34 protein-coding genes, 1 tRNA gene and 1 riboswitch are annotated in these 26,468 nt (G+C 64.5%); of the genes, 10 read left to right on the top strand and 25 right to left on the bottom strand.

Annotated elements, in window-relative coordinates:
• Window positions 1–41 precede the first annotated feature (41 nt).
• The 4 genes from M0209_RS15445 to M0209_RS15430 all read right to left on the bottom strand — a co-directional run bounded on the left by M0209_RS15445 (window position 42) and on the right by M0209_RS15430 (window position 2,925).
• The gene (locus M0209_RS15445) at window positions 42–629 is read right to left on the bottom strand and encodes a hypothetical protein (RefSeq protein ID WP_258889168.1); all 588 of its coding nucleotides are present in this window, start codon (window positions 627–629) and stop codon (window positions 42–44) included.
• 120 nt (window positions 630–749) lie between these two features.
• Window positions 750–1,346, bottom strand: coding sequence for an SOS response-associated peptidase (locus tag M0209_RS15440; protein WP_258889167.1), 597 nt, complete (start codon window positions 1,344–1,346; stop codon window positions 750–752).
• Between the two features lie 3 nt (window positions 1,347–1,349).
• Window positions 1,350–2,030, bottom strand: coding sequence for a phytanoyl-CoA dioxygenase family protein (locus tag M0209_RS15435; protein WP_258889166.1), 681 nt, complete (start codon window positions 2,028–2,030; stop codon window positions 1,350–1,352).
• Between the two features lie 91 nt (window positions 2,031–2,121).
• Window positions 2,122–2,925, bottom strand: coding sequence for a hypothetical protein (locus M0209_RS15430; RefSeq protein WP_258889165.1), 804 nt, complete (start codon window positions 2,923–2,925; stop codon window positions 2,122–2,124).
• 139 nt (window positions 2,926–3,064) lie between these two features.
• On the opposite strand from M0209_RS15430, the gene M0209_RS15425 reads away from it, so the two are divergent.
• The gene (locus M0209_RS15425; protein WP_258889164.1) at window positions 3,065–3,319 is read left to right on the top strand and encodes a hypothetical protein; all 255 of its coding nucleotides are present in this window, start codon (window positions 3,065–3,067) and stop codon (window positions 3,317–3,319) included.
• Between the two features lie 41 nt (window positions 3,320–3,360).
• On the opposite strand, the gene M0209_RS15420 is transcribed toward M0209_RS15425, so the two are convergent.
• The 10 genes from M0209_RS15420 to M0209_RS15375 form a co-directional block, all read right to left on the bottom strand.
• A complete protein-coding gene (locus M0209_RS15420; RefSeq protein WP_258889163.1) occupies window positions 3,361–3,891 on the bottom strand; it encodes a Swt1 family HEPN domain-containing protein in 531 nt (176 codons plus the stop codon).
• Between the two features lie 43 nt (window positions 3,892–3,934).
• Window positions 3,935–4,576 (bottom strand): DUF5343 domain-containing protein, encoded by a 642-nt coding sequence (locus M0209_RS15415; protein WP_258889162.1) that lies wholly within the window; start codon window positions 4,574–4,576, stop codon window positions 3,935–3,937.
• 117 nt (window positions 4,577–4,693) lie between these two features.
• On the bottom strand, window positions 4,694–5,068 hold the full coding sequence (locus tag M0209_RS15410; RefSeq protein WP_258889161.1) for a DUF1801 domain-containing protein: 375 nt from the start codon (window positions 5,066–5,068) through the stop codon (window positions 4,694–4,696).
• 13 nt (window positions 5,069–5,081) lie between these two features.
• On the bottom strand, window positions 5,082–5,495 hold the full coding sequence (arr, locus tag M0209_RS15405) for an NAD(+)--rifampin ADP-ribosyltransferase (RefSeq protein WP_258889160.1): 414 nt from the start codon (window positions 5,493–5,495) through the stop codon (window positions 5,082–5,084).
• 22 nt (window positions 5,496–5,517) lie between these two features.
• On the bottom strand, window positions 5,518–6,066 hold the full coding sequence (locus tag M0209_RS15400) for a mannan-binding lectin (RefSeq protein WP_258889159.1): 549 nt from the start codon (window positions 6,064–6,066) through the stop codon (window positions 5,518–5,520).
• Window positions 6,067–6,186: 120 nt separating this feature from the next.
• A complete protein-coding gene (locus M0209_RS15395) occupies window positions 6,187–6,783 on the bottom strand; it encodes a hypothetical protein (RefSeq protein ID WP_258889158.1) in 597 nt (198 codons plus the stop codon).
• Window positions 6,780–7,715 (bottom strand): sterol desaturase family protein, encoded by a 936-nt coding sequence (locus tag M0209_RS15390; RefSeq protein WP_258889157.1) that lies wholly within the window; start codon window positions 7,713–7,715, stop codon window positions 6,780–6,782. The genes M0209_RS15395 and M0209_RS15390 overlap by 4 nt, the downstream gene beginning before the upstream one ends.
• Before the next feature lie 7 nt (window positions 7,716–7,722).
• Window positions 7,723–8,088 carry a hypothetical protein gene (locus M0209_RS15385; RefSeq protein WP_258889156.1) on the bottom strand — a complete coding sequence of 122 codons (366 nt, stop codon included), beginning with the start codon at window positions 8,086–8,088 and terminating at the stop codon, window positions 7,723–7,725.
• A gap of 322 nt (window positions 8,089–8,410) precedes the next feature.
• A complete protein-coding gene (gene thiC, locus M0209_RS15380; protein WP_258889155.1) occupies window positions 8,411–10,267 on the bottom strand; it encodes a phosphomethylpyrimidine synthase ThiC in 1,857 nt (618 codons plus the stop codon).
• A 35-nt stretch (window positions 10,268–10,302) separates the two neighbouring features.
• Window positions 10,303–10,409: riboswitch (TPP riboswitch) on the bottom strand.
• 51 nt (window positions 10,410–10,460) lie between these two features.
• Complete coding sequence (locus M0209_RS15375) at window positions 10,461–11,579, bottom strand: helix-turn-helix transcriptional regulator (RefSeq protein ID WP_258889154.1); 1,119 nt, start codon at window positions 11,577–11,579, stop codon at window positions 10,461–10,463.
• Window positions 11,580–11,644: 65 nt separating this feature from the next.
• Here M0209_RS15375 and M0209_RS15370 point away from each other — a divergent pair, with 65 nt between their 5' ends.
• Entirely contained in the window at window positions 11,645–13,705 is a 2,061-nt protein-coding gene (locus tag M0209_RS15370; RefSeq protein WP_258889153.1) for a hypothetical protein, read from the top strand.
• A gap of 62 nt (window positions 13,706–13,767) precedes the next feature.
• Here M0209_RS15370 and M0209_RS15365 read toward each other — a convergent pair whose 3' ends face one another.
• From M0209_RS15365 to M0209_RS15355, 3 genes are read right to left on the bottom strand one after another with little or no spacing between them, the layout of a single operon-like run.
• Window positions 13,768–14,187 carry a DUF2141 domain-containing protein gene (locus tag M0209_RS15365; protein WP_258889152.1) on the bottom strand — a complete coding sequence of 140 codons (420 nt, stop codon included), beginning with the start codon at window positions 14,185–14,187 and terminating at the stop codon, window positions 13,768–13,770.
• Entirely contained in the window at window positions 14,132–14,896 is a 765-nt protein-coding gene (locus M0209_RS15360) for a sterol desaturase family protein (RefSeq protein ID WP_258889151.1), read from the bottom strand. Before M0209_RS15360 ends, M0209_RS15365 begins: the two co-directional genes overlap by 56 nt.
• A 16-nt stretch (window positions 14,897–14,912) precedes the next feature.
• Window positions 14,913–15,872, bottom strand: a complete 960-nt coding sequence (locus M0209_RS15355; protein ID WP_258889150.1) for a LysR family transcriptional regulator — start codon at window positions 15,870–15,872, stop codon at window positions 14,913–14,915.
• A gap of 283 nt (window positions 15,873–16,155) precedes the next feature.
• Between M0209_RS15355 and M0209_RS15350 the strand changes: the two genes are divergently transcribed.
• Window positions 16,156–17,304 carry a GNAT family N-acetyltransferase gene (locus tag M0209_RS15350; protein ID WP_258889149.1) on the top strand — a complete coding sequence of 383 codons (1,149 nt, stop codon included), beginning with the start codon at window positions 16,156–16,158 and terminating at the stop codon, window positions 17,302–17,304.
• Window positions 17,305–17,395: 91 nt separating this feature from the next.
• Here the strand turns inward: M0209_RS15350 and pgmG are convergent, their stop codons facing one another.
• The 3 genes from pgmG to M0209_RS15335 are packed head-to-tail and all read right to left on the bottom strand — an operon-like array spanning window position 17,396 to window position 19,885.
• The gene (gene pgmG, locus M0209_RS15345; RefSeq protein ID WP_258889148.1) at window positions 17,396–18,787 is read right to left on the bottom strand and encodes a phosphoglucomutase/phosphomannomutase PgmG; all 1,392 of its coding nucleotides are present in this window, start codon (window positions 18,785–18,787) and stop codon (window positions 17,396–17,398) included.
• 58 nt (window positions 18,788–18,845) lie between these two features.
• Complete coding sequence (locus M0209_RS15340) at window positions 18,846–19,094, bottom strand: J domain-containing protein (RefSeq protein WP_258889147.1); 249 nt, start codon at window positions 19,092–19,094, stop codon at window positions 18,846–18,848.
• Window positions 19,091–19,885 carry a division plane positioning ATPase MipZ gene (locus M0209_RS15335; RefSeq protein WP_258889668.1) on the bottom strand — a complete coding sequence of 265 codons (795 nt, stop codon included), beginning with the start codon at window positions 19,883–19,885 and terminating at the stop codon, window positions 19,091–19,093. Before M0209_RS15335 ends, M0209_RS15340 begins: the two co-directional genes overlap by 4 nt.
• A 106-nt stretch (window positions 19,886–19,991) precedes the next feature.
• On the opposite strand from M0209_RS15335, the gene panC reads away from it, so the two are divergent.
• Both panC and M0209_RS15325 read left to right on the top strand, forming a co-directional pair.
• Window positions 19,992–20,813 carry a pantoate--beta-alanine ligase gene (gene panC / locus M0209_RS15330; RefSeq protein WP_258889146.1) on the top strand — a complete coding sequence of 274 codons (822 nt, stop codon included), beginning with the start codon at window positions 19,992–19,994 and terminating at the stop codon, window positions 20,811–20,813.
• 113 nt (window positions 20,814–20,926) lie between these two features.
• Window positions 20,927–21,223 carry a hypothetical protein gene (locus M0209_RS15325; RefSeq protein WP_258889145.1) on the top strand — a complete coding sequence of 99 codons (297 nt, stop codon included), beginning with the start codon at window positions 20,927–20,929 and terminating at the stop codon, window positions 21,221–21,223.
• Window positions 21,224–21,384: 161 nt separating this feature from the next.
• On the opposite strand, the gene M0209_RS15320 is transcribed toward M0209_RS15325, so the two are convergent.
• The 4 genes from M0209_RS15320 to M0209_RS15305 are packed head-to-tail and all read right to left on the bottom strand — an operon-like array spanning window position 21,385 to window position 23,974.
• Window positions 21,385–22,533: a GNAT family N-acetyltransferase gene (locus tag M0209_RS15320; protein WP_258889144.1), complete on the bottom strand. Its 1,149-nt coding sequence runs from the start codon at window positions 22,531–22,533 to the stop codon at window positions 21,385–21,387.
• 16 nt (window positions 22,534–22,549) lie between these two features.
• Entirely contained in the window at window positions 22,550–23,014 is a 465-nt protein-coding gene (locus tag M0209_RS15315) for a RidA family protein (protein WP_258889143.1), read from the bottom strand.
• A 52-nt stretch (window positions 23,015–23,066) separates the two neighbouring features.
• On the bottom strand, window positions 23,067–23,687 hold the full coding sequence (locus M0209_RS15310) for an HAD family hydrolase (RefSeq protein ID WP_258889142.1): 621 nt from the start codon (window positions 23,685–23,687) through the stop codon (window positions 23,067–23,069).
• Complete coding sequence (locus M0209_RS15305) at window positions 23,684–23,974, bottom strand: DUF3572 domain-containing protein (protein ID WP_258889141.1); 291 nt, start codon at window positions 23,972–23,974, stop codon at window positions 23,684–23,686. Before M0209_RS15305 ends, M0209_RS15310 begins: the two co-directional genes overlap by 4 nt.
• A 41-nt stretch (window positions 23,975–24,015) precedes the next feature.
• Between M0209_RS15305 and M0209_RS15300 the strand changes: the two genes are divergently transcribed.
• On the top strand, window positions 24,016–24,414 hold the full coding sequence (locus tag M0209_RS15300) for a response regulator (protein ID WP_258889140.1): 399 nt from the start codon (window positions 24,016–24,018) through the stop codon (window positions 24,412–24,414).
• A gap of 89 nt (window positions 24,415–24,503) precedes the next feature.
• On the opposite strand, the gene rpmG is transcribed toward M0209_RS15300, so the two are convergent.
• Complete coding sequence (gene rpmG / locus M0209_RS15295) at window positions 24,504–24,671, bottom strand: 50S ribosomal protein L33 (protein ID WP_258889139.1); 168 nt, start codon at window positions 24,669–24,671, stop codon at window positions 24,504–24,506.
• A gap of 143 nt (window positions 24,672–24,814) precedes the next feature.
• Between rpmG and M0209_RS15290 the strand changes: the two genes are divergently transcribed.
• The 4 genes from M0209_RS15290 to M0209_RS15275 all read left to right on the top strand — a co-directional run bounded on the left by M0209_RS15290 (window position 24,815) and on the right by M0209_RS15275 (window position 26,391).
• A complete protein-coding gene (locus M0209_RS15290) occupies window positions 24,815–25,138 on the top strand; it encodes a hypothetical protein (RefSeq protein ID WP_258889138.1) in 324 nt (107 codons plus the stop codon).
• A 19-nt stretch (window positions 25,139–25,157) separates the two neighbouring features.
• Window positions 25,158–25,649 carry a hypothetical protein gene (locus M0209_RS15285; RefSeq protein WP_258889137.1) on the top strand — a complete coding sequence of 164 codons (492 nt, stop codon included), beginning with the start codon at window positions 25,158–25,160 and terminating at the stop codon, window positions 25,647–25,649.
• A 90-nt stretch (window positions 25,650–25,739) separates the two neighbouring features.
• Entirely contained in the window at window positions 25,740–26,240 is a 501-nt protein-coding gene (locus M0209_RS15280) for a Dps family protein (protein ID WP_258889136.1), read from the top strand.
• A gap of 74 nt (window positions 26,241–26,314) precedes the next feature.
• Window positions 26,315–26,391: transfer RNA gene (locus tag M0209_RS15275), tRNA-Pro, on the top strand.
• The last annotated feature ends 77 nt before the right edge of the window (window positions 26,392–26,468 follow it).

Genomic DNA, 26,468 nt, shown 5'->3' with positions numbered 1-26,468 from the left:
GGACTCGCCGTCAAGAGTCCGCGTCGGCAGCCGCCCTGTCGTCAGCCAGCAGCAGGCGCGGGTCGGCGGACGAACCCTTCCATCTGCTTGATGATCGACATCGGCCATTGCAGGCCGCTGTTGCTTTTGGTCAGGTCGCCGCGCCCGGCCGCGCTGCCCGTCCAGACGCCGGTCGCGCCCGCAAAGCGCCCGGTGCCGCCGACGACATAGTTGACCAGCGCGTCGCGGCGTTCGGGCTTCGCGCCGGGTACGCGCTCGATCGTCCCGACCAGAATGTCATAGGCATAGATGTCGCCGACGGCGGTGCGATAGACGCAGAACAGCGGATGCGCGTCGTCGGCATTGGTCAGCGTCCAGGGGGTGACCACCTGTCCCATCGGATAGGCCGCCGCCTCGGCATAGCCGCTGCCGCACCAGTAATCGACCGCGCCATAGGGCTGGATATAGCCCGTCCCGGCGTGGATCGTCTTGCCGCTGGGCCAGGCGCTGTAGAACGCCGCTCCCGCTTCGAGTGCCACCCGGACCTGCTCGTGCACATGCGGCGGCTTGGGCGCATCCGCCGCGCCCGAGGGCGCGGTAGCAAGCGCGGTGGCGAGCACAGCCAAAAGGGCGCGAAAGCGGTGTTTCATGCGATATCCCCTGCCGGACGAACCCGGTCGGCCCCTGTCATGCGCGGTTGCGGCGGCGCCGTCCAAGCCAATGCATCGATGCCTGCGTTCGACGAAGCCGATGCGTGCGCGAACCCGACGTCAAGAACGGCGCACCGGCGCAGTCGCCCCGGCCATCAGCTGCGAGGGGAAGGGTTCGACCAGCCCGCGTGCCTCGGCCCAGTCGGCGGTCAGCCAGCGGCCATAGTCCCAGGGGTTGAGGATGACCGGCATCGATTTGTCGTGCACCGCCGCGACCATCGGGTTGGGATCGCAGGTGAGGAAAGCAAAACTCGGCACTTCGCTGTCGCGCCAGATGCCCGCAAAGGCGAACACCGGTTCGGACGGGACGGTGAACCAATGCTGCGTCCGCGCACCCCTGACCCCGCCCCATTCCATGAAGCTGGTGACGGGGACGAGGCAGCGGAACTCGGTGTGACGAAGGGTGCCGGTCCAGAAGGGGCTGTCGAGATTGCGGACATTGTGCACGGGCCGCCCGCCCTCTGCCGCAACCTTGGGCGGCGGCGGCACGCCCCAGACGCGCGGTGTCAGGTAGCGGCCCTCCTTGCCCTGCACCACGACCGGCGCGAATTTGCCGGGAGCGACATAATCCGGTACCCAAGGATCCGGCCCAGAATCGGCGTCGAAAAGCGCGGCAATATCGCGCGCCGCGCTGTCGAGGCGGTAGAGCAGGCACATCGCCTATACCGTCGCCCCGAAGGTTTTTGTCGTATCCATCCGCACATGGCGGAGTGCTTCGGTCTGGCGATGGCTGGCACGCAAGGTCGTGACCGCATAGCTCAGCAGCAGCGACCGGCGGCGGCGCGCGCCGCTGAGATTGGTCGTCGCGCCGTGCAGCACTTCGGGATCGAAGACCAATATGTCGCCCGCCGCGCCCGACAGCACCAGCGGAGCGCCCCCCTGCCGATCGTCCAGATGCGAGCCCGCCACGATCTGCGTTGCACCATTCGCCGCGTCATAGGGGTCGAGCCACACCATCGCCGACATTATCTGCCCGCCACAGCCCGCGCCGTCGCGGTGGAGCGGTTGCAGTGCGTTACCCGCCAGCGGCTCGCGCCCCTCGACCTGCGACAGGAAAAACGGCCCGCCCAGCCGGTGCCGCACTGTGCTCAGCAGCGCGGGCAAGCAGCACACCCGCTGCACATGGGGGTCGAGATCGACCGCCGCATGCACCCAGTCACGCCCGCGCGGCACCGGCCAGCGGTCCCATGGCAGCACCCCGGCATCGAAGGCGGCGCACAACGGGGCGATCCAGCCGGCGGGAACGGCGTTCGGCAGCACCAGATAGCCCTGCGCGTCGAAGCGGTCGAAATCCCCGGCATCGTGGGACAGCGCAAGGTCCGGTGAAAGCGGGGGTGACATCGGGCAAGGCTAGCGCGGCGGCAGGGGCGGCGCAATTCGGATGCCATAACCGATCCCGAAAACGGCTGATTTCCGCCAAAGGTCACAAAGGTCACACCTGAAACATGTCGTCGTAAGCGTTGCCATCGTCCGGCGGCGGTGGCGCGGGCTGGCGTTTCAAATGGTCGAGCCGCTCTTCGAAGCAACGGCGCTCGCGCGGGGCCATGTGGTCGCGGCCTTCCGGTTCGACACGCTGTTCCTGCAGCCACTGCGGCAGCACGCCGCCCGCAAGATCGGCAATTTCCAGTTCATGCGGCAGTTCGTCGCCCAGCAGTTCTTCGGGCGGGGCGGGCAGCGCGGGTTCGAGCGCGCGCAGGCTGAGCGCGAGCGGCGGCGGCGCGCGGTCGGCGGCACCCGGCGGCGGACCCCCGCGCGGGTCGCCGCCATAACGGTCGGCGCGCAGGCGGCGCAGCAGAAAGACGAGCAGCCGGTTGTCGTAGCGGGTGCGCGACGCGATCGCCTCGCCGTGTTCGTTGAGCACCGGCACCGCCACCCCCTCGATCGCGCGTTCGAAGGCGATGTCCTCGATCAGCCCACCGGCATGATGGCGCGCCGCATCCCAGGCATCGGCAAACGCCTCCGCCCCCGCAGCCCGCCGTAACCGATACGCACTCTCGCGCGTCAGCCCGACCGCTTTAGCAGCAGTGCCGACCAGTCCGGTGTCGGCCAGCACCTCGATAAAGCGGCGCTGCTTCTCCTCGGTCCACCCGTCATACCGCGCCTGCCGCCGGACGGGCACCCAACGGTAATCGTCGGGGCTATAGGTGGTGGTGTCGCCGAGCGTGTCGAGCTCGTTGCGGGGCGGGGCCTCGGCGGCGGTGAGGGAATTGGCGGAGTGGGGCGAGTCGTTTGGCATGAATCATGTTGGAACATAATGCGAACGTGTAGGACAGAGGTTTTTTGTTTTGTGTTGCAGGCCGGTCCGGGCAGGCGTGCAGATTGACGGCATTGCCAGATCATGATTCTATCGGCGTCACCGGAGAAGCAGACCGATTATGACTCATCAGCAGCAGCGTCTCGAAGTCGATCGCAACTACGACGCCTTCGCTCGCGCGCTCGGTGGCATCGTGCACGATCATCGCGACCAGTTCGCGCTGATGCGCGATGGCGCGATCATCGCCTATTTCGACAAGCCCGGCGACGCCTATCGTGAGGGCGTCTCGCGCTACGGCGACATGATCTTTTCGATTCAGGAAGTGACCGACGAGCCGATCGATCTCGGATTCTGGTCGCATGTCGCGCACGATTGAATGGCGGCACGACGGGAGTCGGCTGGTCGTCCCGGTAGCCGCTAACTCATCGCTCTAAACCAGTCCTTTACAGTCAATTCGAGCCGATCAACCTCATCATCGGCTAACGGGCTACAATGCGCGATCGGACCTCTCAACAAATTTAAACTAGAAATAATTCTTTCGACTGCACGTTTGCTAGTAAATATTGCCCCAAACACGTCCCAATTCGACGTAATAATAACTGATAACTCTCCAAAATTCGTATAATCTATCTCGCGGTCTGAGCGCTGGCTAAATCCACTATCCCGTTCACGTTCCTGCCTGCCTCTTACGTCATCCACGATTTTTGTAGGGACTGTTTCAATCCACCAATTTCCAGCCGATTTTTCAGAAAGTGTTGAGATAATGAGCTCTCGCATGGACTGTTCTAAGCAATAAAATAGCTCATAGTGAGCCGCCATTCCTGCCGCTTGTGAACGGATGGCTTGATCAAATTGTTGATAGTAATCTGCTGCCTCAGAAGGTTGCGGGCGCACATGTCCTAGCTCGATCGCAAATCGGCGCTCGATACCTTGAAGCTCGTCGGTCACTAGGAAACCCGACATACCGAACGAGCGGAGATGATCGCTTAGCTTAGCCATCGCCTGGTGGGAGCAAATTCTCTTTTAAGCTTTTGAAGATGGCATTGAATACCGAGATGTCGGTCGTTGCGGGAAGGTTTAAATGGATATTGTAGCCGACGCTCAGACCTACCGTCCCCTGATGTGAAGGGTGGCTGGGAATTAGCTCAGATGCCGATGGAAGTTGAGGAGCTGTCGTAGGGCCAGTGTCATGAAGCTCATTTTCAGTTTCATCGAAGGTGGCGAAGCCCCGGATGGCCTTAATGCTAGCTAGGACCATAGCTGGCACATTTGCGTCGGATGCTGCGCCCGTTTCCTCAACAATTAACCCTTTTAGATCTTTGTCATTGAGTTCGTGTAGAAATTCATTCCGTTTATAAAGAGGCGCATAGCCGAAGCGTAAGCTTGCCGCAGCAGCCGCACCCCTTGTTGCTGGATTTCGAAACCGCCGATAAATCTCAGTTGGCTTCCCGTCGGTCGCTGCAAATCCAATCTTTTTTAAGAAGGACGTCATTTGATCGCCAGAACCCCCCGGCACCTTGAGAATGGTTTTGACAAAATTGCCGCTCACTGCGTCGGGCGTAGCTGCGGTAGCAATCGCATTTAGGGCGCGTCCGATGTTGCCAGTGGCAGTGACGTAAGGCAAATTGGCCATGTGCTCCCCCAAACGGTCTTGCGATCCGAGTGTAAATGTTAGATCAGCTATCGCAACTCAATAAATTCTATTTCACGTCAACTTTCCCGAAAACAGCATGATTGTGCGGGAAAATACTTACTTAGTTGAATTCCGTGCCACTTTAACAAACGTCCCAGCGTCCACCATCTCCCCCTCGCGCAGATCGATGGCCCGCCGCGTGCCGCCGTCGAGGCTCGCGTTGAACACGCCCGTCGGGTCGGGCAGTTTCGCGCCGTCCATGAAGGTCAGCTTGACCTTATCCCTATAGACTTCGCCCGTGCACAGGATGCGGCCCGCGACCGACCACACCGGCACGCCCGCCGGGTTGGACGGTTTGCGCCATTTGACCGATTCCTCGACGTCCGGGATCGCCTGCCGGATCAGCGCGCGTAGCTGTGCCAGCGTCGCGCCCCGCCAGTCGGCGAGGCCTGCGATCTTCGCGTCGATTTCGGCAGCGGCATCTTCGGCCATGGTACCTTCCGTCTCAGTCGAGGATGACATCCTTGCCCGTAGCGCGGAGCGCGGCAAGGCCGTCCTTCATCGCCAGCAACACCTCGGGCGGGTGCGGTTCCCAGGTCGCGACTTCGCCGGTGATGCGTAGGGGGGCGCGGCTGCGATAGCTCATCGTCGGGTTGCCGGGGAATTTCTTGTCGGTGAGGTTGGGGTCGTCCTCATAAGCGCCGGTCGGCTCGACGATGTAGATGCGCTCCCTGCCTTCACCCGCCGCCAGCTCGCACCCCCACACCGCCGTTTCGAGCCGCGATGTGAAATAGACCCAGGACAGCGCAGTGCCGTCGCGAAAGTTCGACCGGAACCCCGCGCCCAGCATATCGCCCACTGCCAGATCGGCGCGGGTGCCGTGGTAGAAGGGCGGCGCGGCGTCCTTCGCGTAAGTCATCGCGCCGCGCCGCCCCGAGCCCCTATTGCTCGATCTCGCAGACCGACATCTGGCCCGCCTGCACCGTGCGCCACTGGCCGGTCCAGCGCCCGTTGACGGCATAGGCGACCACCGGGCATTTCATCGCGGCGTCCTGCTGGTTCCAGATCGGCCCGGCATTCACCATGCGCGTCGGCCGCGGCGGCGGCGTGTATTGCTGCGCGGTCTGCGGCCGCGAGGCGCCGATGATGTCGTACAGGTCGCTGCGCGGCGCGCCGCCGGTGCCATAGCTAATCTTGCGGCGGAACAGGTCGAGCTGAATCTGCACGTTGCGCGAGGGATCGTTGAGATAGACCGACCATTCGTCGCGCTGCATTTCGGCAAAGCGGAACGTCAGTTGCCCGTTGCTGTCGAATTCGCCCCAACTGCCGTCGGATTGCCGCGCGAAGCTGCCCCCCGCATGCCGCACAAAAGTGACGTTCCTGCCGTTGACGTCGGTCCCCGGCTGCGCCGCCACCGGCGCGATCGCCAGCGTGCCCGAGAGCGTCAGCCCTGCCACCGCGAGCGCCAGCGCGCTCCGAAATGCCTTCATCGCCCTTCCCCTGCTGCGCCGACGTTGCGGCTCCCGCGCCCTAGGGTGGCAGCCTAGGCTGTGTCCGCGCTTTGGCAAGCGCGTGCCGCAATCCGTGGTGTCAGTCGTGTTCGCGGCGGGTCAGCCGATGGGCGTTGAAGAGGCGGGCGCAGTCGGGGATTGTGCCTGTAGGATCGGGACAACGAAAGCCGCAACGAGCACGAACCAGACCGCGACAAGTGTGTGAAACAGATGCCATGCCAGTGCCGGTTGTGTGCTGCGAAAGGGCATACTCGCGAGAATGGCGATCAACAATCCGGCGAAGCTGACGGCGCTGAGCAGCGCGCGATCGGTGGCGGCGCGATAAGCAAGCACCGCCCCAGCAGCTGTCAGTCCGATAAATAGCAGCGGTGTCGCCGCCGGGGCGAAAACGGCTATGGCCATTGCAACAATGCCCAAGACCGGCGGCAGCCACCACTGCCGTCGCAGCAAGACCGCGACGAGACACGCCAGACCGAACAGCGCGGCCGGGCGGGACAGAAAACCGTGAAGATCGACAATGAAGCCCGTCATCCCGGCGGCGATACGGATAGCCCCGACAAGCCCCGCAAGCGCGACGGGTGCCAGTCCAATGGCAAACCATGTGCTGATCCGTCCCGCCCGAACAATGGCAAAGCCGCCAGCCACGGCGAGAAGCAGTTCGCTCAGGGCATAGTGCGTTGGCAGCAGGGCGCTCATTCGGCTGCTACGAGCGGGTCATTGTCGCGCGCCCATTTTTCCTGCGCCCATTTCGCTCTCATTGTGCGTGACGTCTCTCGCGAGCCGTCAGGGCTCCATCCCGGCGCACCGAATACATACCAGAACGCATCACGCAGCGACCCCGACTTGCGGACATCCTGCCCCATCGCGACCCATTCATGAAGTGCGATACGGGCAAGGTTGAACGTGCCCAAGTTGGACGTAATGCCGTATTGGCATGGGTCGTTTTCATCCTCTGCCACAAATGTCCCGAACATCCGGTCCCAGATGATAAGAAAGCCACCGTGGTTGGAATCGATATATTGCGGGTTGGTGGCATGATGGACGCGGTGGTGCGATGCCGTATTCAAAATCCATTCAAGCGGACCGATTGACTTGACCTGCTCGGTATGCGCCCAGAGTTGATACACGGCTGTGATCCCTCTGAACAGGATCACCATCGCTATCGGAAATCCAATGAAATACAGCGGTAGGGTGATCCATATGCCAATTCCTAAAAAGTCCGTCCAAGACTGACGCAGCGCGGTCGATCCATTGAAATGTTGCGATGAATGGTGGGCAACATGGCTTGCCCACCACAATCGGTGCTCGTGCGCGAGGCGGTGGCTGACGTAATAGGTAAGATCGGTCACGAAGAAGCAGACGATCAGCGCCTCCCACGTCCAACCGATGTTGAACAGGCGGAACTCGTAAACGCCGAGAGCGATCATCAAATGAAAACTAGCATAGACTGCCCCCGCGATCAGGCTGCCAAAGCCCATCAGCAGCGATGCCGCCGTATCGCGATATTCATAGGCACCCGGGTTGCGCCGCCGTGTCCTGAGCATTTCGGCGATTATCAGAAATATGAAGGCAAAAATGGCAATGCCAAGGATGGGGACCTTGGCCCAGTCGGGCGTTTCGGGGATCATTTCGACCTCACTTCCGTGTCAAATCCTCAAGCCATTGCGGCAAAACGTCATGCGGTACCTCCAACGCCAAAGTTGGAAATCCAAGATCTTGAGATTGAAACGAGACCCGGCGCACATCGCCCCGATCCGGGCCAAAATCTTTAACCGACACAATCTCATCCCTTGAAAATACGCGGGTGACAATCTTGTTTCCAAAGACCTTGCAAAGCAAAAGTCGGCCATCGTGCAGCAACGCGATTGCGCTTGCTCCGTTGGCATCCATGACAAATTCCCGCGCGCCACCATAAGGCTGACTTAACGCCACCAGCTCAGATTCATCCGAAAGCGTCCGCCTGCCCCTAAATCCCAGCGCGTAAGACAGCCCGACCAGCATGGCGATGCTGGAGAGCGAACCCAGCGGGAGCCATAGGGACGCATTCATCGTTTCAAACTCTCAGACTAACTATACTGACACTCATGTAAGTAGACGTAATACTCGCGCCCGGTGTCGTCAAAGCCTTTCTAATGTCCGCCGTGTCGGGGGCGAGCGACAGGTAGAACCGGTCGCGCCGGCGGAATTCGCACCTTGCGCGGGAAGGCGCTTCCTCGTGCAGTTTCGCTGCCGGTTCCCCCGCCCGTTCGACGGGCGGGGAGCGGAATACCTCTAGTCTGGTTCGATGGCCGGTTTGGCTGGCAGATGAATCTCGCGCCCTGAGCTAGTCGTGTTCGCGGTCGCCCGCGCCCATGTAGAGTTCGCGGCCGGTGTCCTCATAGACCTGGCTCATTTCGGCCATGCCCGCCTCTGCCACGTCGGCGGCGATGAAGGCGGCGCTGTCCTGATTCTGGAGCTTGGCGAATTCGCGCACCTCCTGGCTGATTTTCATCGAGCAGAATTTCGGGCCGCACATGCTGCAGAAATGTGCGGTCTTCGCGCCCTCGGCAGGGAGCGTCTGGTCGTGATATTGTTCCGCCGTGTCGGGGTCGAGCGACAGGTTGAACTGGTCGCGCCAGCGGAACTCGAAGCGCGCGCGGGACAGGGCGTCGTCGCGCAGCTTTGCCGCCGGATGCCCCTTGGCCAGATCGGCGGCGTGCGCGGCAAGCTTGTAGGTGACGACGCCGACTTTCACATCGTCGCGGTCGGGCAGGCCGAGGTGCTCCTTGGGCGTGACGTAGCAGAGCATCGCGCAGCCGAACCACCCGATCATCGCCGCGCCGATGCCGCTGGTGATATGGTCGTAACCGGGCGCGATGTCGGTGGTGAGCGGCCCGAGCGTGTAGAACGGCGCCTCGCCGCAGCTTTCGAGCTGCTTTTCCATGTTGACCTTGATCTTGTGCATCGGGACATGGCCCGGTCCCTCGATCATGACCTGCACGTCCTGCGCCCAGGCGCGCTTGGTGAGTTCGCCGAGCGTATAGAGTTCGGCGAACTGCGCCTCGTCGTTCGCATCGGCGATGCTGCCGGGGCGCAGGCCGTCGCCGAGGCTGTAGGCGACGTCGTAGGCCTTCATGATCTCGGTGATCTCGTCGAAGCGTTCGTAGAGGAAGCTTTCCTTGTGATGCGCGAGGCACCATTTCGCCATGATGCTGCCGCCGCGCGAGACGATGCCGGTGACGCGCTTGGCGGCGAGCGGGACGTAAGGGAGCCGGACGCCCGCGTGGATCGTGAAGTAATCGACGCCCTGCTCAGCCTGTTCGATGAGCGTGTCGCGGAAGATGTCCCAGGTCAGATCCTCGGCGACGCCACCGACCTTTTCGAGCGCCTGATAGATCGGGACGGTGCCGATGGGGACGGGGCTGTTACGGACGATCCATTCGCGGGTGTCGTGAATGTTGCGGCCCGTCGATAAGTCCATCACCGTGTCCGCGCCCCAGCGGATCGACCAGACCATTTTGTCGACTTCCTGCGCGACGTCGGATGCGACCGCGCTGTTGCCGATATTCGCGTTGATCTTGACCAGGAAATTGCGGCCGATGGCCATCGGTTCGGATTCGGGGTGGTTGATGTTCGACGGGATGATCGCGCGGCCGCGGGCGACTTCGCTGCGGACGAATTCGGGGGTCACATGGTCGGGGATTTCCGCGCCGAAATCTTCGCCGTCGCGGATGTGGCCCGCAATGGCGTCGCGCCCGATGTTCTCGCGGATGGCGACATATTCCATCTCAGGCGTGATGATGCCGCGCCGGGCGTAGTGCATCTGACTGACGTTCATGCCGGGCTTGGCGCGCAGCACCTGCTTGCGGACATTGGGGAAGGGATCGACCCCGCCGCTGCGGTCGGGACCGAGCTGCCCGTTATCCTCGGGGCGGACCTCGCGCTGGGCGACTTCCTCGACATCGCCGCGCCCGCGAATCCAGCTGGCGCGGAGTTCGGCGAGTCCTTTCGATATGTCGATCTGCACGGCGGGGTCGGTGTACGGGCCGCTGGTGTCATAGACGTTGAGCGGCGGCTCGCCCGACGACGGCTCGAGGTGGATAGCGCGCATCGCAACGCCGAGGGGGCCGACATGGATTTTGCGGCTGCCGCGAATGGGGCCGGTGGTGACTTTGGGGGATGGTGCGGTGTAATCGGCCATTGACGCTCTCCTCTGGACGGAAAGAGCGCGGTGGCTTGCCTGCACCGCTCCCTTCCTCCGCCCGTGCTAACGGGATCAGGTTCGCGGGTCAGGGCATCGGCCCAATCTCAGCCGTCCAAGCACGGCCCCCCGGGGAATGGCAACAGTCTAGGCGCGTCGCGGCATCGGGTCCAGCTAAACCACCTTGCGCCGGTTAAACGCTCCGCATCGCCGCGCCGACCGTTCGCACCAGTGCCGCCTGTCCGCTCGTGTCGGTCTTTTCGTAGAGCCGCCGCAGATGGGTGCGCACGGTTGCCAGCGACACGCCCTGGCTGGCGGCGATCGCGCCCGGCGTCTTGCCCTCGAACAGCGCAAGCGCGACGCGCAGCTCCGACGGGGTCAGGCCATAGCGTTCGACGACCGACCCGGCGGGGGCGAGCGTCGGCGCCTCGGGATCGGTGACGAACAGCGCGGCCACCGCACGGTCCGCGACTGCGCGCGTCGGCCTGGGGACCGGGACGACATGGACGGCAAGCATGCGCCCGCCGGCACCCTCGACCGATAGCGATACCCCGGTCTGTTCCGCCGATCCCGATGCACAGGCGGCAACGGCGGGGGCCAGGTCTCGCGCGCGCAGGCCCGCAAGCGTGCGCGATCCATCGGCGGGCCATTCGCCATCATGGCCGCCAGACAGGAGATATTCAGCCGCGCGGTTGATGCCGCGCACGCCCATCCGCGCATCGACCAGCACCACGCCGGTCGACATGGCATCGAGTGCCGAGGTCGCGTCGCCCAACGCGCGCTCGCGTGCTTGCAGCAGGTCGAGAATACGCAATGCCCGGTCGAGATGCGGCGCGAAATAGCCCGCGATCCGCTTGTTCTCCGGCGTGGCACGGGCGGACAGGCAGACGCCCAGAAAGCTGAACCGGTCGGCCTCGCGCGACAGGACAGCGAAGATCAGGTCGGGCCAGCCCTGCGGCGATGCCCATTCGCGGTAAAAGCGCCCTGCCGTGAACTCGTCGTAATCGACGACATCGCCGACCGACAGCACCTCGCCTTGGCGGACGTAATGCGCCATGCCGATGAACGGCGACGATCCGACATAGTCGTCGCGCAGCCGTTGTTGCCAGTCCGGATCGGTGCCGGTTTCGATCTGATAGGTCGAACTCACCCGGTTGGGGGCATGCACCGCGACCCAGCCCGCATTGCCGCCGATGGCCTCGCAGACCTTCGCGAGCGTGGCGGGCCAGCGCGTCGCGTCGATCACGCATTCGTAAATGTCGCCGATCAGCGCGTCGAAAGCGTTTGGCGCAAATATTTCGGTTCGCGTCATCCATGCGGATGACGCCAGCCCTCGCCCCTGGATGTCAAGTCACATCGACCAACAGGAGATGTGTCATGACGACCAAATTTGCCGCGATCCGCACTGCCATGCTCGCCGGGGCGGCTGTAGCCGCGTTCGCAATCGCTACCCCCGTCCACGCGGAGACCTGCGATGTGAACGGGACGGACAATGGCAGTAACGGCGCCGATGCCAATCGTGGCGCGACCGACACGGGGGGCAGTACGCTGGCGTGCGGCAACAGTGCCACCGCGAGCGATCAGCGGACGACGGCATTGGGTGCGGCGGCGCGGGCGACGGCGGACTCGGCGACCGCCGTCGGGCAATCGGCTGAAGCGACCGGACTGAATGCTACGGCTGTGGGTCGTTCGTCGACGGCAAGCGCCGCCTCCGCAACTGCCCTCGGGGCGAGCAGTGCCGCGGCCGATTCGGCCGTGGCGACCGGCTTTGCCAGTACAGCGGCGTTTCGCGGTGTCGCGGTGGGCGCGACGAGCGTCGCGGGCGGCCAGGGGGCGGTCGCGGTCGGCTTCGATGCCCAGGCCGCCAACGGTGGCGCGATCGCCATCGGCAATGCGACTCGCGCTTCGGGACTCGAGGGAATCGCGGTCGGCTTGCAGGCCAACGCCAGCGGTTTCCAAAGCGCTGTCTTCGGTTCGCGCAGCACGGCGAGCGGATCGTCGAGCGTCGCGGTTGGGCTGGCAACGACGGCGAGCGGCGCCGAAAGTACGGCTATGGGACTTGGCGCGGTGGCTGCAGGCACCGAAGGCGCAGCGTTCGGAGCAAGAGCGGTTGCCGTCGGTCTCAATGCCACCGCAACGGGCGCACGAGCGCAAGCGATCGGTGTCGGCAGCACGGCCATCGGCACGAGCGCCAACGCCCAGGGCAACGGCGACATCATGATCGGCGCAGGCGCGCAGTCGCTGAGCGTCAACGCCCAGACGCACGGCAACATCGCCATCGGGAGTTCGTCCGACACGGTCGGCGGCGGTTCGCCGAATGCATCGACCTCGACCTTCGCCAGCGGCGGCAACAGCATCGCCATCGGCACGGCGGTGCGCTCGACCGGCCTGTCGTCGATCGGGATCGGTGCCGCGTCCAACGCAGGTGCCAACGGCGCGACCGCCATCGGGGCGTCGAGCAGTGCGGCCTTCAATGGCGTCGCGCTGGGCATCAATTCGGGTGCCGCGAATAATTCGGTCGCAATCGGCTCCAGCACTGCCGCTTCGTCCAACCGCTCTACGGCGGTGGGCAACGGCGCGGCGGCGAGCGCCATCGACGGTGTCGCACTGGGATCGGTCGCCCGCGTGACGGCGACCAACAGCGTCGCACTAGGTGCGGCATCGCTGGCCGATCAGGCGAATACCGTGTCGGTCGGGGCTGCGGGTACGGAACGCCGCATCGTCAATGTGGCGACCGGAACCGCCGGGACCGATGCGGTGAACGTCAGCCAGCTGAACGCGGCCATCGCGGGCGTAGGCGGCGGCGGGGGCAATGCGGCGGCAGCGCAGGCGACAGCGAACACGGCGCTCGCCAATGCCGCGACCGCACAGACGACCGCGAATACCGCCGTCACGAATGCGGCGGCAGCGCAGACGACCGCCAATACCGCCGTTACCAACGCGGCAGCGGCACAAACCACGGCAAACACCGCCGTGACTAACGCGGCGGCGGCGCAGACCACAGCGAATACGGCGCTGGTCAACGCCAATTCGGCCGTGACCACGTCGAACACCGCCAGCACCAATGCCGCAACCGCGCTGACCGCCGCCAATGCCGCCGTCGCCGCCAATGCCGCGCAGGATACGCGCCTCAACGGCATCGACGTGCTCAACACCGCGCAAAGCGCGCGGCTGACCTCGCTCGAAAGCCTGGTCGGCGGGATCGGCACGACCATCGACAACAACCGCCGCGAGGCCGAGGGCGGCATTGCCGCCGCCATGGCAATGAGCGGTGCGGTGATCGTTCCCGACAGCAAGGTGTCGATCAATTTCAACCTGGCGACCTATCGCGGCCAGCAGGGCTTCTCGCTGTCGGTCGCGGGGCAGATCGGCGAGAAAACCTATGTGACGGGGGTGTCGCGGGCTCGACCGTCAAGGGATCGGCCGGCGGACGCATAGGCATAGCGTTCGGGCTGTGACGCCGACGGGGCGGACCACGCGTTCGCCCCGTTCCGACACCACTACATGTATTTCACTTTAATGGCGGTTTCTGCCCTCCCCGCACCTACGACAAAGCTCGCACCCGAAAACCTCGGCGGTCCCATGATGATCGCGGGATTACGCGAGAAACCAAAGCCCTCTTTGGGCAGTCCCATGAAGCCGGTGTCCATCTTGTTGTTCGCATTCTCGTCATGGACCAGCGCAATTGCATAGGTGCCGGGGACGACGTCGGTGAACACGATCGACCCGGCTTGCGCGGCGGGCACCGCGCGGCGCTTCGATGCGGGGTCCTTGTCGCATTTGGTGAACAGTTCGGGCTTCGCGGTCATGCAGACCAGCACATTGCCCTTCATCGAGCGCAGGCCGGTAACAGCCAGTACGACGCTACCCGATGCGGCGGCGCTCGCCGGAGCCGCCGCCAGCAGCAACGCCGCCGCCAAAGCTGCCCAGCCCCTTGTCGGTGCCGCAAAGCCGGTCCCAAAATCTGAAATATAGCCCATAATTCCCCCGGTATTCAGCATGGTGCCGCTGGTGATGCGTCGCGGTTATCAGCCAGTTTCCTAATGGTCCGTTAACCAAAGCACGGGGGAATACTTCCCAGCCCATGTGATTGGTTACACCCATGACGGTCATGACCGACAACACCACCCCCAGCGCGCCGGCATGGATCGGAATCATAAACACCAGCGCGGGAATGACAACGGCACCGGTCAAGGCCTCCCACGGGTGAAAGCTCATCGCGGCCCAGGCGGTCGGCGGGCGGCTGGCGTGGTGGACGGCGTGGGCGACCTTAAACAGGCGCGGCGTGTGCATCCAGCGGTGCGTCCAGTAAAACCATGTGTCGTGCGCGAACAGATAGAGCAGCACGCTGACCGGCAGATACCAAAGCGGGTAGGCACCGGCGGCGTCGTAGATTTGCGTCCACCCCCGGTTCTGCCACCCCCAGGCGACGATCCCCGCGGGAATGCCATAGATCGCCGCACTCGCCAGCGACCAGCGGATTTCCATCGCGATTTGCTTGTCGAGGCCGGTGTAGAGCTGCGGGTGGCGGCGTTTCGTCGCCCAAGCAAAGGCACCGCTCGCAATGAGATAGCGGACGCCCACGATGAGCGTCATCGCAAGCGCGGACAGGGTGATCGCGACAGTCACGCCGACGCCCTAGCGGTTATTGCGGCGAAATGAACCCCTCGAACAAATTGACGACAACGCTGTCGCTGAACCTTTGTTCGAATTCGTCGGGGTGGATGAATTCGTCGGCGAACCAGGGGAATTTGGTCTTGTCGAACGATGCGGTCAGCCAGTCGAGCGCTTCGCGCACTTCGGGGAAGCGCACCGCATCCGGATGGTGCACGACATAGATGTCGCGGCGCAGCTGTACGCCGATGTCGAGCGGGCGGGTCGAGCGGCTGAGCGCGCGGGCATAGGTCGGCAGGAACCCGATCCCCGCGCCCTTGGCCACTGCCCAGTAATGCGCCGAGCTGGTGTTGGTCTGGACCGCGATCATGCTTTCGGCGAGTCCGGAATCGACGAACAGCGGCAGCGCGTCGGTCGCGACTTGGTCGGCCTGTTGCCAGACGAGCTGGTGTTCGGCGGCATCGGCCACCGATGTGGGCGTCCCATGTTCGCGCAAATAGCTGTCGGCGGCAAAGGGCATCAGGTGCATCGTCCCGATCCGCTTGACGATCAGGTCGGGACTCGTCGGCTTGGTCAGCTGCACCGCGATATCGACATCGCGGAACAGCACATCGGGCGTCGCCATGTCGCAATTGATCTCGACCTTGACCCCGGGATGCGCGGCGCGGAACTCGACCAGCCGCGGCACCAGCCAGAATGTCCCCAGCCCTTCGGTCACGGTGATCTTTACCGTGCTGTGCGGTCGCTCGGCGCCCGCGCGCTGGACGCGGCTGGCGGTATTGCCGAGCGCCGCCATCTGGCGCGCGATCGCGACCAGTTCGTGCCCCTCCTGTGTCAGCCGCGCGCCCTCGACGCTACGCCGGAGCAGGGCGGTGCCGAACTGGCGTTCGAGGCGATCGATCTTCGACCGGATGGTGTTGAGCGAGACGCCCGCGACGACGGCCGCCGAACGGAAGCTGCCGGCATCGGCCAGCGCCAGCAACAGCCGCATATTGTCCCAGGAAAGGCGATCAAGCGACGCTGGACGCTTGGTCCTCGGCGGCGCCGGCGTGGCGGGCCGCTGTGCAAAATTGTGAACGCGGGACGTCACATTTTGGTTAATACGGGGACCGCCTCTCACCATTAGTAATTCCCCCGGACAGAGTAATATTCCCGTACATGCAGGTGACAACATGCAATCGACGGACAGTGTAACCGCAACACCCGCAAGCTACAAGACTGTGGCCTTTACCGACCGGTTCGAGAAACTGGTCCGAATCCGAGGAAACCGCAGCATGACCCGTTCGCGGGCGGTATCGGTCGAAGAAGCGCGTTTCCTGGCGCGCAAATTGCGCCACGCGGTCGGCGCAACCGCCGACGACAGCGCGCTGATGCGTGTGCTGGCCCATAACCCCGAGATCATACGTCTTGCCGAGCGGCCCGACGGCGGCGAGCCTGGCTTCGTCGCCTATCTGCCGCTCCGTCCCGAAGGACTTGCAGCCTTGACCGAAGGACGCCTCAACCGGCGCGACCCCGATACTTCGTTGCTATGCCGCGCAGGTGAAGTCCCCGAGGCGCTGTACATGTGGTGCGTGTATTCGCCGGGCAATTTCATCCCCGCGATTGCCGCGATTGCCGCGCATTTCGAGGAGATCGCCCCCGGCGGCGTGCCGCTGTTTACCAGTGCCGCCACCGCACCCGCCGCCCGGCTGTTTGCTTCGCTCGGGTTCGAGCGGGCCATCGATTACTTTCCGCAAGCCGATGACGATGTGCTCGTCGTCTTTCGCAACGACCGGGGGCCGGATGGCGAAGGAGGGCCTGATGGCGGTCCCGGCGATGGTCCTGACGGCGGCACTAGGGCGAAAGCGCCGGAGACCACCACCCGCGTGTCACGAACGATCGAGGATGTGATGAAGGTCTTCGCGATCCGGGCGGCGACGTACATGCACGAACAATCCTGCCCCTATGAGGAGGAATTCGACGGCAATGATTTCTGCGCGGCGCACATTATCGGCGAGATCGGCGGCGAGCCCGTCGGGTGCATCCGTATCCGCTTTTTCGGCAGCTTCGCCAAGCTGGAACGGCTGGCGGTGCGCCATGAATTCCGCAAATCGAGCATGGCATTCCGGCTGGTTCGCGCCGCCATCGATTACGTCCGGCAAAAGGGGTTCACTCATATCTATGGCCATGCCCGCGCCGATCTGGTGCCGTTCTGGTCGCGCTTCGGCTTTCGTCCCATATCGGGACGCCCGACCTTCAGTTTTTCAGATGTCGATTATGTCGAGATGGAAGGGCCGATTGCGCCTGCCGAAAACCCCATCGGCCTCGGCCACTCGCCCTATGAGCTGATCCGGCCCGAAGGGGCCTGGGACCGGCCGGGACCGCTCGACCGCAGCGCGGCACGCCCGGTGACGGTCGAAGCGGGGAGGCGGGCAGCTGCCTGAAGTTCTGTACTCCTGCGAAAGCAGGAGCCCTGACGACGAGCATTGAAGCTGGTTGCCAAGGCTCCTGCTTTCGCAGGAGCACAGCTCTCGCTCAATGCCCCGCCTGCGGCCCCCGCTCCAGCCCTGACGCTGCCAGCTGCGCGTCGATCATCGCAAGCAACCGGTCGAGTCCGGCCTGATCGGTGGATTCAGCGCGCGCGACCAGCACGTCCTGCGTGTTCGACGCGCGCAGCAACCACCAGCCGTCGGGCGTGTTAACGCGCGCGCCATCGGTGCGGTCGACCGTCGCGCCTTCTGCCTCCAACCGGTCGAGCACTTCGTCGACAACCGCAAACTTGCGGCTCTCGTCGACCTGAAAGCGCATCTCGGGGGTGTTGACCAGCGCGGGCATCGCGTCCTTGAGCGCGGTCAACGATCCGCCCTGCGACGCGATTGCGCGGATCAGCTGGATTGCCGCGAACTGCGCGTCGTCGAAGCCGTAGAATCCGTAATAGTCCTTGGCGAAAAAGATGTGCCCCGACATTTCGCCCGCGAGCGGTGCACCGGTTTCCTTCATCTTGGTTTTCACAAGGCTATGGCCGGTCTTCCACATCACGGGATTGCCCCCCAGTTCGGCGACCCGGTCGTAGAGCATCTGCGATGCCTTAACGTCCGCGATCACCGTTGCGCCGGGCAGCGCCGCCAGCAGCGGCTGCGCGAGGATGCTCAAAATCTGGTCTCCCCACACGACGCGGCCTTTGCCATCGACAGCACCGATGCGGTCGCCATCGCCATCGAAAGCCAGTCCGAAGTCGAGCTTGTTGTCGATGACGAGGCGTTTGAGATCGGCGAGGTTCTTTTCCTCGGTAGGATCGGGATGATGATTGGGAAACGCGCCGTCGATATCGGTAAAGATCGTCAGGTGCTCGCCGGGCAGCAGCTTGACGAGCTTGTCGATGACTTCGCCAGCCGCGCCATTGCCGGCGTCCCAGCCGATCCGAAAGGGTCCGGCGTCATAGCCCTCGACCAGCCGCGCGACATAATCGTCGATGATGCTGTAGTTGCTGACCGTCCCCGCGCCGTCTTCCCAGTCCGCCCCTTCGGCGAGCCGCGCGAGGTCCTGAATGTCACTCCCAAAAAACGGCGCATGGGCCAATACCATCTTGAAGCCATTATACTCGGCGGGATTATGGCTGCCGGTTATCTGCACGCCGCCGTCGACCTCGAGCGTCGCTTCGGCATAGTACAGCATTGGCGTGGGCCCCAGACCCACGCGGACCACATCGATACCGGTCTCGGTCAGGCCGCGCACCAGCGCTGATTCCAGCTCGACCGACGACACCCGCCCGTCATAGCCGACCGCCACGCGCGTCCCGCCGTTGCGCCGCACCCGCGTCCCGAACCCGCGCCCGATCGCCCAGGCATCGTCGGGGCCGAGCGTCTGGCCGACAATTCCGCGAATGTCGTATTCGCGCAGCGCGGTCGGATCGAAGCGATGGGTCATGGATATCCTCGGGGCTTGGAAGGTGGCGGGTGAACAGCCGGAACGCGGGCCTGTTCCCTCAGGGTTTCAACATGATGTCGCGCGCCTGGTTGATCCGCGCGGCGAGCTCGGCGCTGCCCCCGGCATCGGGGTGGACCTTGGCGATCAGGCGGCGGTGTGCGTCGAGGACCGCGTCGGTTCCGGCGGATGCGTCGAGGCCGAGCAGCTTGGCGGCTTCGTCGCGCGGCATCGCGGCGGGCTGCATCGCGCGCACGGCGAGCCAGCCGACGACGGCGATCAAAGCGACAAAGAACAGCAGCTTGATCAAATCGCCATCCGGACCTGTGCCGAATGGTCGGGAAGCGCGAGACCGGCGACCATTTCGCGCAACTCCTGCCGCGCCGCGATCAGGCTCAGGCCCACCCGATCGATCGCGTCGATATCGAGGAGTGTCAGCCCCTGCGGGAAGAGTTCGCGGTAGATCACGCGTTCGCCGAGGCCCGGGATCACGCGAAAGCCCACGCGCTTCGACAGTTCGTTAAGCGCTGCCCCGACCCGCCGCATATTGTGCGCGTCGAGATGCTGGAGGCGGTTGCGGAGCACGACCCAGTCGACGGTGCCGCCATCGGCCTTGGCGCGGACTTTCCGCAAGTCCCAGATCAGCTCAGCGTAAAAGCTCGGTTTTTTGACCTTGAAGGTCTCGGCATCGACCTGTCCGATCAGGTCGAGATCGACGAAACTGTCGTTCATCGGCGTCACCAACGTGTCGGCGAGCGCAATCGCGGCGCGCGCGAGCGGATCGTCGCGACCGGGGGTGTCGACAATGACGAAGTCCGCGCCGTGTCCCAGCCGCGCGACTTCCTGGTCGAGGCCAGCGGGCGTCAGCAGCGACAGCACGCCATGGTTCGCGGTCGGCAAGTCGAGGCTGCGCCGCCTCCCGGTCGCGGCGCGATTGTCGAGATAGCGTGCCATCGTCTTTTGCCGGGTATCGAGGTCGAGCGCGGCGACCCGGTGCCCCACCGCCGCCAGCGCGACCGCGACATGGACCGCCGTGGTCGATTTGCCGGTGCCGCCCTTTTCATTGGCGAAAACGATACGGTGCGCGCGGGTCGAATTCATCACTTCGGTCAGCGGCCCCCATGCCCCGCGCGGATTGCGACACTTGATCTTGCGCGCCCCTGTCTGCCAAAGGCCGCGCCCGCGCCATAGTAGAGGCCAAGTAGCTGTGCAAACGATCCGCGAACTTTCCGACCTGCGCGCGTGGCGTGCCGAAACGGCGGGCACGGTCGCGCTGGTCCCGACGATGGGCGCGCTGCACGCGGGGCATATGGCGCTGGTCGCCGAAGCGAAAGGGCGCGCCGACCATGTCGTCGCCTCGATCTTCGTCAACCCGACGCAGTTCGGCCCGAACGAGGATTTGTCGCGCTATCCCCGGCGCGAGGCCGCCGATGCCGCGATGCTCAAGGACGCGGGCGTGGCCGTGCTCTGGGCACCCGAAGTGGCCACCATGTATCCCGACGGTTTTGCGACCAAAGTGCAGGTTGCGGGCCTGGGCGAGGGGCTCTGCGGGGCGTCGCGACCGGGACATTTCGACGGGGTTTCTACGGTGGTCGCGAAATTGTTCGGCCAGGTGCGCCCCGATGTCGCGGTCTTCGGCGAGAAGGACTGGCAGCAACTGGCAGTCGTGCGGCGGATGGCGGCGGACCTCGACCTGGGCGTCGAGGTGGTCGGGTTGCCGACCCAGCGCGACGCCGACGGTCTCGCGCTCTCGTCGCGCAATATCTATCTGACCGACGAGGAGCGGCTGGCGGCGCGGATGCTGCCGCGCGCGCTGGGCGAAGCATCGACGGCGATCGGTGGTGGTGGCGATGTCGCCGAGGCGTTGGCGCGGGGCGTTGCCGCCCTCGACAAGGCCGGATTCACCGTCGATTATTTCGAGCTGGTCGACGACGCGCTGGAGGCAAACCCGGCGGGCACACGGCTGGTCGCCGCCGCGCGGATCGGGGCCACGCGGTTGATCGACAATCTCGCAGTCGAGGCGCGCTGACGCAAACACAGTTAAAAAAGTTACATTTCGCGTTAACCATTTGTTCGGACCCTTGCGGCGACAACTGCGCCGGACGCCTCGCTCGACGGGGCGGGGCAAAGGGGTTCGAAACGATGGCAAGCAGCCTGAAGAGCGCGATGTTCCTGATTGAAAGCCGCATGCAGGATGCAGCGGCGGGCGATGCGGATGCCTATTACGATCTGGGGATCGCCTTTTCGACCGGCACCGAGGGGATCGAGGTCGATCTGGTGCAGGCGCATAAATGGTTCAATCTTGCGGCACTGGCGGGGGACGAACGGGGCCATGGCAGCCGCGCCGAAATCGCCTGGGACATGACCGCCCGCGAAATCGCCGAAGCGCAACGCGCAGCGCGCGCATGGCTGGGTGCCACGATGCGGCGGGCGGCCTGAATCTTTTCGCCGCAGGCGCTTTAGCACCTGTTGCCACAGATGAATGGGTTCACACGAAGCTCACGAAGGCACCAAGGAAGCGTGCCCTCCTTTGTGCCTTCGTGAGCTTCGTGTGAACCAACACTTTGCCTGCGGCGCCGCGAACCAGCGCGTTGGGAGGCCTACCCCTTCCTGAACGGCGTCATCTCGCCCAGAAACGCCATATTCTGTTCGACCGCGCGGCGTTCGCGCGCGACAAAATCGGCAATGGCCGACCGGAACCCGGCATCGGGAATATAATGCGCCGACCAGGTCGGCACCGGCACATAGCCGCGCGCGAGCTTGTGTTCGCCCTGCGCGCCCGCCTCGACCCGCGACAGGCCCCGCGCAATCGCCGCGTCGATCGCCTGATAATAGCACAGCTCGAAATGCAGGAACGGCACGTCCTCGCGGCAACCCCAGTAACGGCCGTAGAGCGTATCCGCGCCGATCAGGTTGAGCGCCCCCGCAATCGGATTGCCATCGCGCAGCGCCAGCATCAGCAGCACCTTGTCCGCCATGCGTTCGCCGAGCATCGAGAAAAAGCGGCGCGTGAGGTAGGGCTGGCCCCATTTGCGGCTGCCGGTGTCCTGATAGAAGTACCAGAAGGCGTCCCAATGCGTCTCGGTCAGGTCGCCGCCCGACAAATGGACGATCTCCAGTCCTGCGACGGCGGCGGCGCGTTCCTTGCGGATCGCCTTGCGCTTGCGTGAGGCAAGGTCGCCGAGGAAATCGTCGAAGGTCGCATAGCCGCGATTGGCCCAATGGAATTGGGTCCCCTCGCGGATCAGCCAGCCCGCGTCGCGGAACAGGTCGAGCTGGTCACCGGCCACGAAATTGGCATGCGCGCCTGACATCGAATGGCGGTCGACCAGTGCCTCGGCCCCCGCGATCAAGGCGCGTGCGGCTTCGGGCGAGCGCGCCAGCAAACGCGGTCCCGGAACCGGCGAAAACGGCGACGCGATCACGAGTTTCGGGTAATAGCGTCCCCCGGCGCGCTCCCAGGCATCGGCCCAGCTATGGTCGAAGACATATTCGCCCTGGCTGTGGCTCTTGGCATAGGCAGGCGCGACTCCGGCGAGGCTTCCGTCGGCCTCGTCGAAGGCGATCGGGAGCGGCTGCCAGCCGGTGCGCGCCGTTGCGCTGTGCGAGTCCTCGAGCGCCGACAGGAACGCGTGACTGACAAAGGGATTGGCATCGCCCGCACATGCGTCCCAGGCGGCCGCGTCGAACGAGGACACGCCGTCGCCGACGCGAAGGGTGACGCGGCCTTCGGGATCGCCCTCGCTCACGGGCGGTTACCTTTCGTCAGGCGGGACGTACCTGCACGACCGCGTCTACTTCGACCATGGCCCCGCGCGGGAGCACCGGCACACCGACGGCAGCACGGGCATGGCGGCCCTTGTCGCCGAACAGCGCAACCATCAGCGAGGAAGCACCATCGGCAACCTGCGGCTGGTCGGTGAAGCGCGGATCGCTCGACACGAACACGCCCAGACGCACGATCCGCTCGATCCGGTCGAGGTCGCCGAGCGCGGCCTTGAGCTGGGCGACAATCATCAGCCCGCACGCCTGTGCGGCCTGCTGGCCCATCGCGATATCGGTGTCCTCGCCGAGACGCCCGCGCATGACTTCGCCGTTAAGGAACGGCAATTGCCCCGAGACGAACGCCATGCCGCCGCTTTCGACGACCGGCACATAATCGGCGACCGGGGCGGCGGCCTTGGGGAGTTTCAGGTTCAGCGCGGCAAGCGCGGTTTCGATGCTGCTCATGCCGACCGACAAAGCGCGCCCGCCCCGTCCGGTCAAGCGCCGAATGCGCCCATCAGAGCGGAATCCCGGCGAACCGCGCTTCGATCCACGGCACCGCCGCTCCCCAATCGTCGATGCGCGCGTGCGCGTCGGCGGCGGGCGGGGAGATCACCGCGACCATCGGTTCGGCGATCATGTGCAGGCGGAACACGTCGGGCGCATGTTTCGCGACCGAACTATGGTGGTGGGCGAGATCGTCGATGAACACGGTCACCGACGGGGCAAACTCCGCCACCAGCCGGGCGACCGGATCGCCCTTGCCCCCCTGATTCGTGACGACGCGGTGCGCGATCCCGTGACCGAGCAGCTGGGTTGCCCGCACTTCGTTGAATTGATGGCCGAGATTGGTCAGCACGACGATGTCGGCGCGCTCGCCCAGCGTCGCCAAGGCTTCGGCAGCCCCCGGCACGAGCGTCTGGCGATGCATTTCGGTCTGGAAAAAGCCGTCGAGCAGCGGCCAGACTTCTTCGCGCTTGAGCGCCTCCCCTGAAGGTCGCCGCTTGAGCGCGCCCGAGAAATCGCCGCCGACCAGATCGAAATCGGTGTCGTGCGCGTCGCTCACCCAGTCGCGGAAATGGCTGACCATGTGGAGCAGCACTTCGTCGCAATCGGTAATCAGCAGGGGCTTGCTCATCGGGCGAGCCGTTGTCGCGCCGCGATCAGTTCGATGGGCGCGACGCCGATATCTTTCGCGCAGGCGAACAGGTCGGGTTCATGCCCCTCGAGGAATCCCAGCACTGCATCGAGCACCGCCGGGTCTCCGGCGCGCGCGCGCAGGTCGTCGGGCGAAATGCCGGTGAGCGCGACGAACCGGTCGGCGCGGCCGGCATCGGACAGCACCCAGGCCAGTGCCTGCAACGCCCAGGTTTCCGCCGGATCGTCGGCCGAATCCCACGGGCCATTTGTCTCGCGTATCGCCATCGCCTAGGTCGGATCCATCTGTAGGAAAGGGTCGTAAGCGCGTGGCAAGGAAAGTGCTCGTTGTCGAGGACAACGAACTCAATCTCCGGCTGTTCTGCGACCTGTTGCGCGCGCACAACTATGCGGTCGAGGGCGTGCGCGACGGCCGCGAGGCGCTGGATGCCGCCCGCGCCTTCATGCCCGACCTGATCGTGATGGACATCCAGATGCCGCATGTGACCGGCATCGAACTGATGGAAGCGATTCGCGCCGATGCGGAACTGGCGGCGACACCGATCATGGCGGTGACCGCCTATGCAGGCAAAGCCGATGAGGAACGCGCGCGGGCGGCGGGGGCCGATGCCTATGTGTCGAAACCGATTTCGCTGATGCGGTTCGTGGAGGCGGTGGAAAGTCTTTTGACAGTTGGAAGGACGGACAGCGTCCCGGCAAAGCCGTGACGTCGGTCGGCTAAAGCCGCCGTCCGGTAGCGTTTTGCGCGCTTGTGCGCGCCGCGCGGACCCAGATTTCCTCGGGCCGCGCTAAAACGCTACTTGATCTTCGTCTCTTTGAACTCGACGTGCTTGCGCACCACCGGATCGTATTTCCGGAACGACAGCTTCTCGGTCTTGGTGCGCGGGTTCTTCTTCGTGACGTAGAAGAAGCCGGTGTCCGCCGTGCTGGCGAGCTTGATCTTGACGGTGGTTGGCTTGGCCATGACCGGAGTGCCTTTTTGAACTGTACGTTGATCTGGAAAGCGCGGGCCAATGGCGGCGACGCCCGCGAAAGTCAAGCACGGAACCGGCGTTAACGCCCTCTTCACCATCGCGGGCGCAGGGTCGCACGTCGAGGGGGTGCGCGATGAGTCTCAACGCCGATACCAAAGCCGTCGTCCGGGCCCAGCTGGCGGCGCGCATCGACCTGCTCGGCCGCGAGCTGTCGCATATGACGTCCAGCCGGATTGCCTTTGCCGTCGACGACATCCGCCGCGAGGCACGCGGTGCCCGGATGGAAGCGCTGGCGACGCTGGCGAGCGGCCTCGAACGCGCCATGGCGACATCGGGCGGCAATATGGTGGTGATGCCCTATCTCGAGGCGATGGGCGACGCGCTGGAGTGCGAGTCGTTGCCCGCTGCGGCCCAAGCCTCGTTGCTCGCCTCGGTCGGCTTGCGCCTGCACGGGTGAGCCCGGCCGCCACCCTGTCATGAACGGATTCGTACCCGCCATCGTCGCGGTGATGCTCGCCGAAATGGGGCCGCGTGCCCTGCTCTATGCCGAGGCGCGGCGACAGGAAATCGCCTTGTGGCTGATTGCTGCTGCGGTGTTCTTTGCCGGCGCGGCAGGAGTGTTTGCCGGGCGCACGATGAACGCCTGGGCTACCGCGCTGATGATCGCGATCGCACTGCTGTTCGCCGCGATCGGCCAGTTGCAGCGCGTGGCCCCGGCCACGGGCGCGATCCGCACCCTTGGAGCGTTCTGGCGGGGCGGTGTCCTGATCCTTGTTTTTGCGCTGTCCACGCGCTTCGGCCCGTTCGCCGCCTCGTTCGGCGGGCTGGCCGGCATGGCGGCCGCAGCGATCCTGACCCGCGTGCTGCTGAACAATGGCGTGCCGATGCAGCCGATTCGCTGGGGCGCGGCGGCAGTGATGATCGTGACCGCAGGATTTCTCGCTGTCGGTGCCTTGCGCCTCGTTTGACGCTTTCGCAGATTATGTGCCGGTCGATGCAGCCTTTCGGCGCGTCGATAGTTTTGGCTACGCAACGAAATCCGGCAAAGGAAATCCTCCATGGCGAAAACGCCCAAGACCAAGCTGAAGACCCCGACCGACCTGCCGACCAACGCCGTCGCCAGCGTCGCCGACGCGCTGAACGGCATCCTCGCCGACAGCTTTGCGCTGTATTTCAAGACCAAGAATTTTCACTGGCATGTCAGCGGCCCGCATTTCCGTGATTACCATCTGTTGTTCGACGAACAGGCGACGCAGATTTTTGCGACGACCGACCTGATCGCCGAGCGCGTCCGCAAGACCGGCAACACGACCCTGCGTTCGATCGGCGATGTGTCGCGGCACCAGACGCTGAAGGACAATAACGCCGAGATGGTAACGCCTGCCGCGATGCTCGCCGAGCTGCGCGACGACAATCTGAAGCTGGTCGAATCGCTGCGCGCGGCCAAGGATCTGGCCGACACGGCGAAGGACAATGCGACATCGGCGGTGATCGACAACTGGACCGACGATGCCGAACAGCGGGCGTGGTTCCTGTTTGAAGCCGCTCAAACGGCCTAGGGTTGCACCCGCCAAGTCGCGGCGCTAAGGGCCGCGCTCGCTTGGCGGGGTCACCCGTCTGGCACCGCGCCGGTCGGGGAATAGCTCAGCCTGGTAGAGCACTGTCTTCGGGAGGCAGGGGCCGGAGGTTCGAATCCTCTTTCCCCGACCAGCGCGCAGCGCAGGCACGATTTAGCGAAAGCTAAATCGACCTTGCGCCAGCGCGGCCGGCGGCTGCAAGCCGACCGA

Origin of the sequence: Sphingomonas sp. SUN039, from assembly GCF_024758725.1 — a bacterium.
Taxonomy (GTDB): domain Bacteria; phylum Pseudomonadota; class Alphaproteobacteria; order Sphingomonadales; family Sphingomonadaceae; genus Sphingomonas_O.
Note: the sequence above shows the minus strand (reverse complement) of the source record. Positions and strands in the feature narration are given on the sequence as shown.